The sequence below is a fragment of the Pelagibaculum spongiae genome, from assembly GCF_003097315.1.
Lineage (GTDB): Bacteria > Pseudomonadota > Gammaproteobacteria > Enterobacterales > Pelagibaculaceae > Pelagibaculum > Pelagibaculum spongiae.
This window is the reverse complement of record NZ_QDDL01000002.1, coordinates 557,825-571,208: the sequence shown is the minus strand read 5'-3', so window position 1 is coordinate 571,208 and position 13,384 is coordinate 557,825. Positions and strand designations below refer to the sequence as shown.

At 42.8% G+C, this 13,384-nt stretch carries 13 protein-coding genes and 2 pseudogenes; 10 read left to right on the top strand and 5 right to left on the bottom strand.

The genetic code is table 11. From position 1 onward, the window contains the following. Positions 1-180: 180 nt before the first annotated feature. Positions 181-1,035 carry a formyltetrahydrofolate deformylase gene (gene purU / locus DC094_RS08535; protein ID WP_116686690.1) on the bottom strand — a complete coding sequence of 285 codons (855 nt, stop codon included), beginning with the start codon at positions 1,033-1,035 and terminating at the stop codon, positions 181-183. 155 nt (positions 1,036-1,190) lie between these two features. Between purU and DC094_RS08530 the strand changes: the two genes are divergently transcribed. The 6 genes from DC094_RS08530 to DC094_RS08505 all read left to right on the top strand — a co-directional run bounded on the left by DC094_RS08530 (position 1,191) and on the right by DC094_RS08505 (position 5,754). Continuing rightward, entirely contained in the window at positions 1,191-1,610 is a 420-nt protein-coding gene (locus tag DC094_RS08530; RefSeq protein WP_116686689.1) for an HIT family protein, read from the top strand. Between the two features lie 139 nt (positions 1,611-1,749). Next, positions 1,750-2,400: an MBL fold metallo-hydrolase gene (locus DC094_RS08525; RefSeq protein ID WP_116686688.1), complete on the top strand. Its 651-nt coding sequence runs from the start codon at positions 1,750-1,752 to the stop codon at positions 2,398-2,400. Positions 2,401-2,626: 226 nt separating this feature from the next. Continuing rightward, positions 2,627-3,364, top strand: a complete 738-nt coding sequence (locus DC094_RS08520; protein ID WP_116686687.1) for a hypothetical protein — start codon at positions 2,627-2,629, stop codon at positions 3,362-3,364. Between the two features lie 56 nt (positions 3,365-3,420). Beyond that, positions 3,421-3,948 carry a GNAT family N-acetyltransferase gene (locus tag DC094_RS08515; RefSeq protein ID WP_116686686.1) on the top strand — a complete coding sequence of 176 codons (528 nt, stop codon included), beginning with the start codon at positions 3,421-3,423 and terminating at the stop codon, positions 3,946-3,948. Then, positions 3,938-4,777 (top strand): PhzF family phenazine biosynthesis protein, encoded by an 840-nt coding sequence (locus DC094_RS08510; protein WP_116686685.1) that lies wholly within the window; start codon positions 3,938-3,940, stop codon positions 4,775-4,777. Before DC094_RS08515 ends, DC094_RS08510 begins: the two co-directional genes overlap by 11 nt. Before the next feature lie 158 nt (positions 4,778-4,935). After that, complete coding sequence (locus tag DC094_RS08505) at positions 4,936-5,754, top strand: hypothetical protein (protein WP_116686684.1); 819 nt, start codon at positions 4,936-4,938, stop codon at positions 5,752-5,754. Positions 5,755-5,769: 15 nt separating this feature from the next. Here the strand turns inward: DC094_RS08505 and DC094_RS08500 are convergent, their stop codons facing one another. Continuing rightward, positions 5,770-6,168 carry a rhodanese-like domain-containing protein gene (locus DC094_RS08500; protein WP_116686683.1) on the bottom strand — a complete coding sequence of 133 codons (399 nt, stop codon included), beginning with the start codon at positions 6,166-6,168 and terminating at the stop codon, positions 5,770-5,772. Positions 6,169-6,440: 272 nt separating this feature from the next. Here DC094_RS08500 and DC094_RS08495 point away from each other — a divergent pair, with 272 nt between their 5' ends. From DC094_RS08495 to DC094_RS08480, 4 genes are all read left to right on the top strand, one after another. Next, complete coding sequence (locus tag DC094_RS08495) at positions 6,441-7,394, top strand: helix-turn-helix domain-containing protein (protein WP_116686682.1); 954 nt, start codon at positions 6,441-6,443, stop codon at positions 7,392-7,394. 385 nt (positions 7,395-7,779) lie between these two features. Beyond that, the gene (locus DC094_RS08490) at positions 7,780-8,775 is read left to right on the top strand and encodes a Gfo/Idh/MocA family protein (RefSeq protein ID WP_206605605.1); all 996 of its coding nucleotides are present in this window, start codon (positions 7,780-7,782) and stop codon (positions 8,773-8,775) included. Positions 8,776-8,870: 95 nt separating this feature from the next. Beyond that, entirely contained in the window at positions 8,871-9,791 is a 921-nt protein-coding gene (locus DC094_RS08485) for a manganese-dependent inorganic pyrophosphatase (protein ID WP_116686773.1), read from the top strand. Between the two features lie 97 nt (positions 9,792-9,888). Next, the gene (locus DC094_RS08480; RefSeq protein WP_116686681.1) at positions 9,889-10,512 is read left to right on the top strand and encodes a MarC family protein; all 624 of its coding nucleotides are present in this window, start codon (positions 9,889-9,891) and stop codon (positions 10,510-10,512) included. A 62-nt stretch (positions 10,513-10,574) separates the two neighbouring features. Here the strand turns inward: DC094_RS08480 and DC094_RS08475 are convergent. From DC094_RS08475 to DC094_RS08465, 3 genes and pseudogenes are all read right to left on the bottom strand, one after another. Then, positions 10,575-10,961 (bottom strand): annotated as a pseudogene (locus tag DC094_RS08475) (IS30 family transposase); the annotation flags it as partial. Positions 10,962-10,977: 16 nt separating this feature from the next. Further along, a complete protein-coding gene (gene tnpC, locus DC094_RS08470; protein ID WP_116686680.1) occupies positions 10,978-12,420 on the bottom strand; it encodes an IS66 family transposase in 1,443 nt (480 codons plus the stop codon). Positions 12,421-12,656: 236 nt separating this feature from the next. Next, positions 12,657-13,274 (bottom strand): annotated as a pseudogene (locus tag DC094_RS08465) (IS30 family transposase); the annotation flags it as partial. Positions 13,275-13,384: the final 110 nt, after the last annotated feature.

Sequence of the window (13,384 nt, the reverse complement as noted above, 5' to 3'; positions counted from 1 at the left end):
AGCAACTTGCTGAGTTGATGATCGCTACTGGTCGGGTTAATTCCGCAGAAGATCTGATATCAACCGAAAGTAGCGCTCGCTGATTGCTTGGTTAATGCCTCGTCAAGGTTGACATGAACCGTAAAGCATCTTCTACGGTTCATATTACCCAGCAAAAACGGGCTCAAAATTTGTCGAAATTTAATCAAAAACCACGGTTTTATTTCCGTGCAGCAATACCCGATCTTCTAGGTGATAGCGCAGGCCGCGTGACAGCACCATTTTCTCAACATCACGGCCCATTCGCTGCATATCTTCGGTGGTATCGCCATGGTCAATTCTCAAAACATCTTGCTCGATAATCGGCCCGGCATCTAAGTCGGTAGTGACATAATGGCAGGTGGCACCAATCAGCTTTACCCCGCGAACAGATGCCTGGTGATAAGGTTTGGCACCGGCAAATGAGGGTAAAAAACTGTGGTGGATATTGATAATTTGCCCCGGATAACGAGTGCAAACGGCTTCGGGCAAAATTTGCATGTAGCGGGCCAAAATGATGGTGTCGGCCTGATATTGTTCGATCAATTGTTCGACCGCGGCAAAGTGCGGTGCTTTGTTTTGCTTATCGACCGGAACATGGTGGTAAGGGATTTCCATCCATTCGCACATACCGCGAAGATCATCGTGATTAGAGATTACCGCCACAATATCGCAATTCATTTCGCCACTTTTCCAGCGAAACAAAATGTCATTCAAGCAGTGGGCTTCTTTGCTGACCATCAGCACGACTTTAGGTTTTTGCTCGCTGGCGGTGATCTGCCATTCCATTTCAAAACGGCTGGCAATTGGCGCAAACAGTGCTTTGAACTGATCAAGACCAATGGTGATGGAGTCTGTGATAATTTCGTGTCGCATAAAAAACCAGCCGGACTCGGTATCTGAATGGTGATTGGCTTCGATAATCCAGCCACCATGGCAGGCAATAAATTCACTGACTTTAGCAACAATTCCAACCCGATCGGGGCAAGATACAGTCAGGCGATACACCGGCTTCATACGAATGCTCTCTCTATATTGGCTGTAAGGTTTTAACGAAAAACTGAACTGATCATTGGTAAGACCAATATTTAACAGGAAGCTTTTCTGAAAACCAGTCGATTTCCGTTAAACTCGCTTTCACCCGACGAACTGATAACCCTTCGAGTCTGATCATGGCCTTTCAACTTCATCCGCAGCTGGCTGCTGATACCGTCAAACTAGGTGACTTTCCTTTGTGCAGTGTTTTGCTGGCAAAAGATGCTTTGTATCCTTGGTGTATTTTGGTGCCGCGCCGAGATGAGATTCGAGAAATTCATCGTTTGTCTGAAGCCGATCAGCAGCAGTTGCTGAAAGAGTCTTCTTTACTAGCGGCCACCATGGAACAGCTGTTCTCGGCCGAAAAAATGAACATTGCAGCGCTGGGCAATATGGTGCCTCAGCTTCATCTGCATCATGTGGCGCGTTTTTCTAATGACTTGGCTTGGCCTAGTCCTATTTGGGGGCGTTTTGCTGCTCAAGCTTATTCAGAGGCGGCATTGGCTGAACGAGTAAGCCAATTGAAACAAACGCTGAACGAGTATTTTGTAGCGTAATTTTTGAACGTGGCTGGTTGTTATCCTCCGCGTCATTCTCGCCCTAATCCGTGCATCCTTGCACTTCCTATACGGGATGACGGGATTCAGCAATGAACGCCTGCCATAAATTTCACAATTGATTTTCAGGAGAGTGCACATGGCGCTTAAATTTAAAACCATTCCGGTGACCCACTTTTCCCAGAATTGCACCCTGCTGTGGTGTGATGAAACTAACCAGGCAGCGATTGTTGACCCGGGCGGTAATCTGGAGCGTATTGAAGCGGCATTGCAAGAAACGGGTGTTGAGCTGAAACAGATTTTGCTAACCCATGGCCATTTGGATCATGTCGGTGGAACCGGTGATTTAGCCGAGCAAAAAGGCTTACTGATTTATGGCCCGCATCTGGCAGATGCTTTCTGGATTGAAGCACTCGATGACCAAGCAAAACGGTTTTATCTCGATCCGGTCACCGGCTTTACTCCAACCAAATGGCTGGATGACGGCGATAGCGTTCAAATTGGTAATCAAACCTTGGAAGTGTTCCATACCCCGGGCCACACGCCAGGCCATATCACTTTTTTGAATCGAGAAAATAAACTGGCAATGGTCGGTGATGTTTTGTTTGCCGGTTCAATTGGCCGAACAGATTTTCCCGGCAGTGACCACCAGGCATTAATTAATTCAATTCGCGACAAGCTGTTCCCGCAAGGTGATGACATTGAATTTATTCCCGGCCACGGCCCACGTTCTACTTTTGGTGCCGAGCGCGAGAGTAATCCGTTTGTAGCTGATAGTAAATTTGGTTAAATAAAATAAATTTTTAAAGTAAAAAAAAGGTGTCGACTGTCACCTTTTTTTTTATTTTAAAAATTTGAACGAGTTGGCATTTTAATGAAATCATAAATTATGCTTTTTTTCTTTTTATTTAATAGTTTGTAGTTAGAGCGAGATAGTTGGTCACTTAATATCCGTTGCATGTGGATTTTAAAAAACTTATTTAATGAATTACTGAAAATCCAAGTCAGATATGTACATGCAGTTTTCTGAATTAAAGTTGGGCGACATTGTCTTTATGAATGGCCAAGGGACAAACGGTGCTTCTGTAATTAAAGCGCAAACTGCTCTACAAAAAGTTTGTCTTTTTGGCCGTGATAGTTGGCAAACTAGAGCAGCGAGTCCCGAAACATATCACTGCGGAATAGTATGCCATGTTGAAAAAAATAAAGTTGAACTAGCCCATGCTGCCAGTAAAGGATTTGCCCGCATAGAAATAGCAGCTGACACGCTAGGCTCAGAAACAGGATTGTACGAAGGAAGTTCGTTCAAAGTGTTTCGATGTCAATCATGTCGAGGCTTGGCTGATTTATCGGGAATAATTGCTAGAAAATGGGTGCCTTGCAATAGCCAACCACGCTTTTGGAAGGGTGAAGAATACTATTACGGCCCTGCTGCTTACAGTGCACGAAAAGCCTACCGAACTTTTGGTCGCTCATCTCATTATGGTTCAGGGGCAAAACAGCAAGCTGCTTTATATTTTCAACATCAGGATGGTTCAGTTCCTGCGCTGCATAATGAAACAGGTATCAAACAAATGTTTTGCTCTATGTTTGTCGTTGCTATCTGGCAGGCCGCAGCCGGACCAGATGCTTCAGCACAAGTAATGGCTAAAGATGCTCGCTTTACTAGTCCGATGGCCTTGGAAGGTTATTTAGTACAGAACAATTTCTGGGATGAACTAGGGGGTCTAGATCGCTCATGGCTTAGTAGTTAATTAACTTGTTTGCAGAGTATTACCAGAGATAGACTCACTTACCTTAGCTAAAGGTGATGAGTTTTAGCGTGTGTGGTAAAAAATTAGAAAAAGTGCAGTTTGAGTATCTCCCAATCAATTTTTCACAGGATAAAGACATTTGTCTTAGCTTCCGCCGTGATGCCCATATGGTCAGCTTTGGTTGTCTAGATAATTATGATCCTGCCAATACCCTGCAGTGGTATCAAAAGCTTTTGAGGATTTATCCTGAAGGTTTTGTTCATGTCTGGTTAAATCGGCAAATCATTGGTCAGCTGGAATTCAATGCAACGCTCACTGCGCCTAATGGGCAAGCTGGTGGCTATGTCTACTTCATTTACCTGATTCCTGAGTACCGGGGCTGTGGTTTTGGTAAGCAGCTGTTGGACTATGCTACCCAGCATTTAGTATCGAAAGGCTGTAAGCAAGCGGCGCTGCGTTATATTGAAGGCAATTATCGAGCGGAGAATCTTTACTTAAAAAATGGTTGGGTTAAACAAGGCCTGCTAAAAAGTAGCCCTCAGCTAATGGTGAAGGATTTAACTGGAGAAAATAATGAAAATTAATATCCATTTAGTCGATGCATTTACCGACCAAATTTTCAAAGGTAATTCGGCGGCTGTGGTGATTACTGAGCAATGGCTCGATGATGAATTAATGCAGTCAATCGCATTTGAAAACAACCTTTCAGAAACCGCTTTTTTGGTTCCAGTGGTTTTAGGTCAATATCAGATTCGTTGGTTCTCACCACTGACTGAAGTCGATTTTTGTGGTCATGCTACCTTGGCATCATCGTCAGTTATTTTTGAGCAACAGCCTCAACTAGAACAGATTATATTCACAGCAGATGCAGTGGGCGAACTGGTAATTACTCACAAGCCTGATGGTTTAATTGAAATGCAGTTTCCCAATTTAAAACCACAGGCTGTTTTGAATCCGCCGCAGCAAATCGAAAAAAGCTTGTTAATTAATTGCCAGCCGGTGCAATCGATAGCGGTATTAAAGAACCGACAAGCTTATGTGGTGGTGCTTAGTAATCCACAAGATATTTTAACGGTTGAAGCAGACTGTGAATTACTCAAACAATTAGCACCTTTAGATGTTGTAGTTACTGCTGATGTATCGATGCTGCAGCAAGTAGGCAATCTAGACGTAACTAATTTCGATATTATCTCACGCTATTTTTGGCCAGCTAATGGTGGTGCAGAAGATCCGGTAACTGGCTCAATTCATGCGGCGCTAGTGCCCTATTGGGCTGAACAGTTGGGCAAGCAGAAAATTACTGCATACCAAGCTTCAAAACGTGGTGGTACGCTTTATTGTGAGCTGGTTAGGGGCGGCGTAATGGTTTCAGGTTATACTCGGAAGTACCTGCAGGGGGAAATTATTTTGTAGTGAAAAATAAGCAATTAATATCCCTTATTTTTGCTTGAATGTATAGCCATGCATTTCAATTTGTAAACTAGTGTATATAATGCACCTTCTATAAAAACGGGAGGTAATTCTTTGCATTCTTGTTTGTTATAAATCACAAGAATGAACTGAATATTTTTATGAAGAAACTAGTAGTTATTGCTCTAACCCTAATGATTGTTGCTTGCCAAAGTAATCCTGAAAAAGCCAATAAGCCAGTAGCAAAAAGCAATGGGGTTTACGATAGAATTTTTACACAAGCAATGGTGATGGGTTGTAATAAAAAGCACCCGGGATCACAAGATATCTGTAAGTGCCATGGGCAAGTAATATTTGATAATACTCCAGCTGATGTAAAGCAGGGATTAATGCTTGGCACAGTCTCTGCGGGTAAATTGGCTGCTATTTTGATGCAAAATCAAGATAAGCTCGATGCATGTGGTGCTTTCCCTGAAGATAAGAAAGAACCAATAGAGGCTAATCTTATAGATTCTTGTGCAATAGAAGATAATGATAGTATTTATTACACGACAGGAAGCGAAGTACCTACTTTTAAAGCGGTATTAACCCAAGAACAACAAGAGCAATTAGCTTCAGTAGATGAGTCGGTTACTGACCAACAATTGAAAGAAGCTTATTGGAAGCCACTTCGAGAAAAAATACAAAATCTGATGAAAGATTCAGGTATTAAGCTAGATGACTTCTCTCGTAAAATGATGATAGACGCACAACAGGAAGTTGAAGTTTGTACCATGCAGGCCCAGAAAAAATTCTACTTACCTGAAGAGTTAAATGCTGTCCGCAAGCTTGCATATAGCGGTGCCAGCTTAGATGAAACTGTAGAGTTGATGCTTGCTTTAGGCTATCAACGCCGAGGTTCAGATATTTCGAGGCAACAACAAGATGATCGCATTAGCGAGTTGTTGAAATGCGAAGTTAGAAAATGTAATAAAAAATAATTAATCGAAGGGAGCTTAGGCTCCCTTTTTTAATTCAAACCCTTCATCCAGCCAGCCACAGACCCCGCCAATCATTTTTTTAACTGGTCGATTTAATTTTGCCAGTCGAATGGCGGCTTTCTCGGTGGCATTGCAATGTGGCCCGGCGCAATAAACTACAAACAAGCTATCTAATGGAAAACGCTCGAGGTTTTTCTGATTAATCTGGCTCCATGGCAGGTTGATTGCTGCTTCGATATGACCTTGTTGAAACAGTTCTACACCGCGAACATCCAATAAAATAAAGTCTTGTCGTTGGTTACTGATTGCATGGTGAATATCCCAGCAATCGGTTTCATATTGCAGTAAGGATTGAAAATGCTTTAACGCCAGTTCACTGGCGGCGGCTGGCGCTCGGGATACTGCAGAGCTCATAATTTCTCCTTTTTAGTCTCTTTGGGTTGGCGTGATTGAATGAATTTTACTGGGCGCGCAGGCGAGCCGCTTACGCTCTTAGTAAACTTGTTCTGCAAAAGCAGTGATGGAGGAAAATACTTTATTTCACTCAGCCTGTTTTGCAGTGCCTAAGTATTCTGGCCTGTTGCGAGTCATCTATCGATATGTCTCAAAGACAATGCTCGTTAATATTCAGCCAAAGTGTTAAAGCGTGCTATAACAGGAGCCTGTTAGTAAAAACGGCAAATTCTATGGCACAAACCACAGTGAGTCCCAAGGTGGCGATTCTGGCCCACCCACAGGCTTCGTTATTTGAATTAGGTTGTGCGGTTGAGCTGTTTGGTTTGCCTCGACCTGAGATTAATCATTGGTATGCAACTCAGGTGGTGGCGTGGCAGGAAAATCAGCTTTCGGCGCTGTGTGGCATTCAACTTCAAATAACCAAAATTTCTTGTTTAGATAAGTTTAGCCACTTAGTGATTCCGTATTGGCCAGTGAATAACACAGAAATTGATCAAAAATTGCGACAAGCGATTATTCAATTTTATCAAGCGGGGAAAGTTATTGTTTCCTTCTGTTCGGGTAGTTTTTTATTAGCTGAAATTGACTTATTAAATAATCGAAATGCGACTACGCATTGGCGTTACGCCGAGCAATTTAAAGCACGCTTCCCGCAAATAAATTATGTTGATGATGTTTTGTATCTATTCGATGGCAAGCTAGGTTGTTCTGCAGGTAGTGCAGCAGCGTTAGATTTAGGCATCGAAGTAATTCGACAGGACTATGGTTATCAAATAGCTAATCAGGTCGCTAGGCGATTAGTCATGTCGGCACATCGGGCGGGTGGCCAGTCGCAATTCGTTCAAACACCGTTGCTAGCAGTGCCGAATCAGTTTGCTGCCACATTGGACTGGGTGATTAGCCATTTGGCAGATCCAATTGATATTGATTTTCTAGCAGCTAAAGCAAATATGTCGCGCCGGACTTTTGATCGAAAGTTTCGCTCCAGTTTTAATCTAAGTGCCCAGCAATGGCTCAGCCAGCAACGAATTATAAAAGCGAAACAGTTATTGGAGTCAGAAAGTCATGCGGTAGAGAAGGTTGCAGAATTATCTGGTTTTAACAATGCCACTGCAATGCGTCATTATTTCAGGAAATTAGTCGGTGTAACGCCAGTGCAATATCGTAAGCAATTTTCCAGTTAAACTGAATTTATTTTTAAGTTTTACAGTGCGGTCAGATATTTTTTAGGGTTGAAGAAATCTAAAGTTATTCTGAGTGTAGAGTGTTAAAAATGCTTAGCACATTTTTATAGGGTTTACGCAAAATAGAATTAAATTTTGCAAGAAATAGAGTGTAATATCTGGCTTGGCTGTTGTAAGCGGATAAGTTAGGCTGGCTACCAGTTGTAAATCACCCATGGTTAAATCATGTTGCGCTAGGGTATTTGTGAGTAGGATTATATCAGTTTTATTTCCGATGCTATCTCGTATTTATGGTTGCTGGCAATGGCTAGTATTATGCTGACTTGGCTGTTGTAAGAGGATAAGTTAGGCTAGCTACCAGTTGTAAATCACCCATGGTTAAATCATGTTGCGTTGGGGCATTTTAGGCACCAGTTTTATTTCCGATACAGTGGCACAAGCGATTGTAAATGATCTAGGTTCTTCAATTCAGGCGGTGGCAGGTCGGCGTCAGCAGGCGGTTGATCAGTTCAGAGACAAGTTTCCGGTAGTGACGGGTTATACCGATTTCCAAGCATTGATAAATGATCCAGAGGTTGACCTAGTCTACGTGGGCTTGCCCAATCACCTACATCATCAATATATTATTGCTGCATTAGAAGCTGACAAACATGTGTTGAGTGAAAAGTCCTTATCAATTGATATAGATAAAACGCAACAAATTGTCGACGCAGTTAAAAAAAGCACCAATTTTTTTATTGAAGGCTTAATGTATTTGCACCACCCTTTGGTTTATCAGCTGCAGCAACTAATTCAAGATAAAACGATAGGTGAATTAAAATCTATTAGTGGCTCTTATTGTGCTGATATCGCGAAGTTTGTTAACCCCGATAGCAAAGGTGCAATTTATAACCTGGGCTGTTATCCAATATCTTTAATGCATCTAATGATTAAAACGGCATTTCCTGAAAATGCGTTTGAAAATTATCAATTAGCAGCCCAAGGCAGTATTTCTGAAAAAGACCACAATATTTGTGATGCTTCATTGAGCTTGAAACTTAGTAATGGATTGACGGCGAGAATTCATACCGCAGAAACTTATGGGATGGCGCACCAATTTACCTTGGTTGGTGACAAGGGCACGATTAACTTGTTGAGTAATCCATGGCTGCCTGAAGCCAAAGATAATCAGATTGAACTCAAACTATATGACCAACCAACACAGCTGATTGAGCTAGATGCTGAGGGTGATGCTTTTCTCTACCAGACAAGACAAGTACGTCAGGCGATAGAGCAAGGCCGCCAATTTCTGCCAGATTCTTGCCCAACTATCGACGATTCACAGCAAATCATGCGGCTATTAACTGACTGGGAATCCGCTGCTCGAGCGAGTTGTGGATAACCAATACTTATTGTTGATTAACTTGAATTTTAATTTATTTCAGAATGACGATGTTTGTTGTTAGAATGCCGCCAGTTTTGAAGAGAGATTTATCTATGCCAATTTATGTAGTGGGCCATAAGATCCCTGATTCCGATTCGATTTGTAGTGCTATCGCATTAGCTCATTTAAAGAACCAGATCGGTGAGCCAGCAGTTGCGACACGTCTGGGTGAGTTGTCACCAGAAACTCAATACATTCTGGACAAGTTCGGTTTTGAAACTCCGGAATACAAAACCAGCTATGCCGGTGAGAAAATCTTCATTGTTGACCACTCTGAAGTAGGCCAAGCTCCAGATGATGTTGCTGATGCAACTATCGTTGGCATTGTGGATCACCATAAGCTGGGTGATTTGACAACATCTACTCCTTTGGAATGCTGGATTCGTCCTGTAGGTTGTTCTAATACCATCATCAAGCAGATGTATGACTTTTACGGTATTGAGATTCCAAAGAATGTTGCCGGCGTGATGCTGTGCGCCATTTTGAGTGACACGGTTATCTTCAAATCGCCTACTTGTACACCTGTTGATAAGGCAGCGGTTGAAGATCTGGCCAGACTTGCCGGTGTTGATGACATCGTTGCTTTGGGCATGGAAATGTTCAAAGTGAAATCTGCAGTTGAAGGCACGCCAGTTCGTGATCTGGTTAAACGTGACTTCAAAGATTTCGATATGAATGGCCACAAAGTTGGTGTGGGACAGTTAGAAGTTATCGACCTGGCAGTATTTGATTCAATCAAAGATGATCTGCAAGCCGATATCGCTGCATTGAAAGAAGAAGGCGGCCGTCACAGCGTATTATTGTTGCTGACCGATATCATGCGTGAAGGCTCAGAAATGCTGGTTGTAAGCGATTCTGCAGACTTAACCGAGCGCGCTTATGGCAAGCCAACTACCGACGGAAAAGTCTGGTTAGAAGGTGTATTAAGCCGTAAAAAACAAGTGATCCCATCGCTGCAGGATGCGTTTAAATAAATCTGCTTTAAAAGATTGAACACAAAAAAGCCGAGCTAAATAGCTCGGCTTTTTTATACTGCTATTAAAATAATGAATAAGATTGATTGAGGTTGTCATGTTAGAAACTTACACCATCGCATTTACCACTTTTTTTGCCACTATTGGCCCGCTAGACGTTGTCGCTATTTTTATCGGCCTGACTGCGACATCTTCTGCTGCCAGTCGGCGTGCTATGGCAATTAAAGGGTCGATTATTGCCACGTTAATTTTGGTGTTTTTTGCTCTGGTAGGTCAGTTTATTCTGGATAATCTGGGGATTTCTCTGGCAGCGTTAAAAGTAGCTGGTGGTATTTTGCTGTTATTAATTGGCATTGATCTGGTATTTTCTCCTGCGGCTTCTGCTGCTGAAGAAGAGAGTCAAGAGTCTGATGAAAAACAGGATATTTCAGTATTTCCATTGGCAACTCCTTTGATTGGTGGGCCGGGTGCAATGGGTGCGGCAATTCTGTTGATGGCAGATAATACGGGGCATTGGGGTGACCAAGGTGTGGTCATTCTTGCACTAGTTTCGGTTACAGCATTAACACTGGTATTATTGTTATTAGCTAACCGGGTACAGCAGTTATTCGGGTTAACTGGTATGCATGTAATTAGCCGGGTATTTGGTGTTTTACTCACGGCGTTAGCAGTTCAGTTTATGTTTGATGGTATTAAGCAAAGTGGTTTGCTGGGTAGCTAGCCTAGGGTATCGAGAGCAAGGAGCCTTAATTAGCTTTACGCTATAAAAAGTACTCCCTGAATTCAAATCTTAAGTGCATAACCCAGTAATTGTTTTCTACTGATCTTGGTTTCTGCTTCAAATGCTTCGTATGCAGTTTGGTAATTCAAACATTTTCTTGGGCGACTATTCAATCGATCAACCGCTTCTATCACTTCTTGGTTTTTAACATTTTTCAAAGACATTGTCTTTGGGAAGTAACGTCGTAACAATCCATTGGCATTTTCATTCTGCCCCCTTTCCCAAGAGCTATAAGGTTTTGCAAAATAATTGTCGCACTTAATTTTTTTGCTTAAGTTTTGATGGCTAGCGAACTCTCTTCCATTATCAAATGTTATTGTTTTAACATGCTTTTTAAGCGGCAGTAGTAAGCTAATCAGCGCCCCGACAACATTTTCTGTTGTTTTTTTGTAACCATTCAGCATGTCACACCAACCGATCCAATTTCTCCTGAATAAAGTCCGGCCATTTACCCGCAAATAATAACGACAAAGCTTCCCCAACACCGACCCCATGTTTTTGGCAGGTCGATATATAGCTCCGGATTCTGCAATACGCTTTCACGCCATCCCATGAGCGGAAGCAGCCTGATATCTTCTGCTGAACCTTGCTCATACGGAAGTCCCGTTCACCCTGATTATTGGTAAACGGTGCTCGGGTATTACTCATAAACCGCAGCACGTCTGCTTCAAAATCCCGCAGCCGTTCTAATAAATTTCTCGATTTACTTCGTGCTAATTTCCCTCGTTTTAATTGACCTTTTTTATCCGCTTTTTTTGGCTCAGGTGCCGGGCATTCCCGATCACCTGCTTTTAATATTTTTCGATATCGCTTCACCCATTTTTGACACTGCTTTTCATCCAACTCACCCCCCGCCTCATTGACTGCTGTATTCATTTCATAAAGCAGATCTTCCATTGCCTTGGCCCACTGCTGGCCATCTTGCTCATGGGCTCGCGCCAATTCACGTACATGATGGGCGTTACACAATACATGCAAGCACAGCACAAATCGGTAGTAGCTTTTCCAGTGATCGTGTACCAATAAACCGGTAAATTTAGGCAAGATGTCGATCGCTTCCATTGCCTCGATACCTCTTGATTCATGCGCTTCAATCCACGTCCAGCGGTCATTGCTCGCGACATGTAGCCACTTTCGTTTACCATTGATATTGACGCCGGTTTCATCGGCATGAATCAAATCTCCAGCACGCAAAATAGCCGGTACTAACTGAGCAAATGGCTTCAGTCGATGAAAAGCTTCCTGATTAAAATTGGCAAGGCTACCGGTGCTGATTGGCGCATCCAATATCTCAGCGAAGTGCTTTTGAGTCCGTTCATAAGGAATCAGCTGGTAGCTCGACATATAAACCGCGTTGGCTTTAAACTCATTGCCATATTGTATTGGCCGAGTGACCCCTTGCGGAAACTCAGCAACAAACTGGTTACCCTGCTCGTCTTGTAGAATCTGCGCCCGATATTCGGTGACATATCGGGTAATACGAACATCAACTACTTGGCGGCTTTCACTGCCAACAACACGGTATTTTCCTTTCGGCAATTGGCTACGATCAATCGTAATATCCAGCACTTCATCTGGGTCTTTCACCGGTGATAAATTACTGCCTTTATGGCCAGGCTGCCCGCCTGGGTTTTTATTGCTTTTGGCGCGCGATTTCTTTTCTCGATTAGGATCTGCCGATGGCGGAATGCTGGAGTTTTTGCTGTTTAGCCCTTTGCTATCAAGCAATATCTTAACGACGAGCATCAGCATACGAACCATCGCCACCAGTTCGGGCGGTAAGCGTTTGCTTTTGGCTAACAAGCGCTCGGTTTCAGCGATGGTTTTATTAATTTCGATTGAGTCCATGCGGTTATTATCGCACAGGTTTTCAGGGTGGTTTTTTTGTCTCTGAGGCTTACTGTGGCGACTTTTTAGAAGCGGAATGCTGATGCGCTATTCTGAGCAAAAAACATTGATAATCAGGTGTGTTAATAGCAGTTTAATGCGGCGTTTAAGTGGTATTCTAAAAGAGGTGCTTAAATTCGGGAAAATATCAAAAAACCTGTCAAGCGATTTTTATATTAAATTGTGCTGAATGGTTACGTTTTTTTATGAACCGGCATTGCCAGACGAAGCTTGCTCTTTCGCTCATCAATCGTTGCAATCGCACCTTGGTGACCTTTTCCAATAATGGTATCAGCTTCCCAGTCTCCAATACGTGCTCTGGTATCAACAATGGTTGGGCGATCTTCTATTCCTATCCGCCCTGGAATACCTTTGCACGAGCCACCGGAACTACCGTATTTCTTTCGATAAGGTTTTAATTTCCTGGGCAAGTAGCGATACAGTAACCCGCCTAATCTTTTGTCTTTACGAATAAAATTATAAATCGTCTGATGGTGCATCTTAAACAAACCATCTTTGCCTGCGCGCCCCGCAATTTGTTCCGGACTCCAATTTTCCTTTAATCCATAGCAAATATAATCGACAGTAGCGCCAGTAATCTTTCTCTGTTTAGGCTTGTCTTCAAGGCGTTTCTGGGCAAATGCTTGAGCTTGTTTATGGCGATAGCCTCGTAATCCTGTGTTGCGTTTCACTTCTCTGGAAAGTGTACTCTGGTTGCGCTGAAGGCTGCTGGCGATAGTGTTAAGCGAGTCACCCATTTTCAAGCGTGTCTCAATATAGTATCTTTCTTCGGAGCTCAGATGTTTGTAGCCCATAGTGGCCTCTGTTTGGTTTGGTCGCCAACAGAGAAAATATCTGAGCTCTTCTTTTAGCTCAACCTCTGTTAGCGAACAGAGGTTATGCACTTATGATACGAATCCGCGCT

Bases quoted from the DNA above. Each gene is read 5' to 3' on its own strand.
- purU (WP_116686690.1), bottom strand. From the start codon at position 1,035: ATGAAGCCGGTGTATCGCCTGACTGTATCTTGCCCCGATCGGGTTGGA.
- DC094_RS08530 (WP_116686689.1), top strand. From the start codon at position 1,191: ATGGCCTTTCAACTTCATCCGCAGCTGGCTGCTGATACCGTCAAACTA.
- DC094_RS08525 (WP_116686688.1), top strand. From the start codon at position 1,750: ATGGCGCTTAAATTTAAAACCATTCCGGTGACCCACTTTTCCCAGAAT.
- DC094_RS08520 (WP_116686687.1), top strand. From the start codon at position 2,627: ATGCAGTTTTCTGAATTAAAGTTGGGCGACATTGTCTTTATGAATGGC.
- DC094_RS08515 (WP_116686686.1), top strand. From the start codon at position 3,421: ATGAGTTTTAGCGTGTGTGGTAAAAAATTAGAAAAAGTGCAGTTTGAG.
- DC094_RS08510 (WP_116686685.1), top strand. From the start codon at position 3,938: ATGAAAATTAATATCCATTTAGTCGATGCATTTACCGACCAAATTTTC.
- DC094_RS08505 (WP_116686684.1), top strand. From the start codon at position 4,936: ATGAAGAAACTAGTAGTTATTGCTCTAACCCTAATGATTGTTGCTTGC.
- DC094_RS08500 (WP_116686683.1), bottom strand. From the start codon at position 6,168: ATGAGCTCTGCAGTATCCCGAGCGCCAGCCGCCGCCAGTGAACTGGCG.
- DC094_RS08495 (WP_116686682.1), top strand. From the start codon at position 6,441: ATGGCACAAACCACAGTGAGTCCCAAGGTGGCGATTCTGGCCCACCCA.
- DC094_RS08490 (WP_206605605.1), top strand. From the start codon at position 7,780: ATGTTGCGTTGGGGCATTTTAGGCACCAGTTTTATTTCCGATACAGTG.
- DC094_RS08485 (WP_116686773.1), top strand. From the start codon at position 8,871: ATGCCAATTTATGTAGTGGGCCATAAGATCCCTGATTCCGATTCGATT.
- DC094_RS08480 (WP_116686681.1), top strand. From the start codon at position 9,889: ATGTTAGAAACTTACACCATCGCATTTACCACTTTTTTTGCCACTATT.
- tnpC (WP_116686680.1), bottom strand. From the start codon at position 12,420: ATGGACTCAATCGAAATTAATAAAACCATCGCTGAAACCGAGCGCTTG.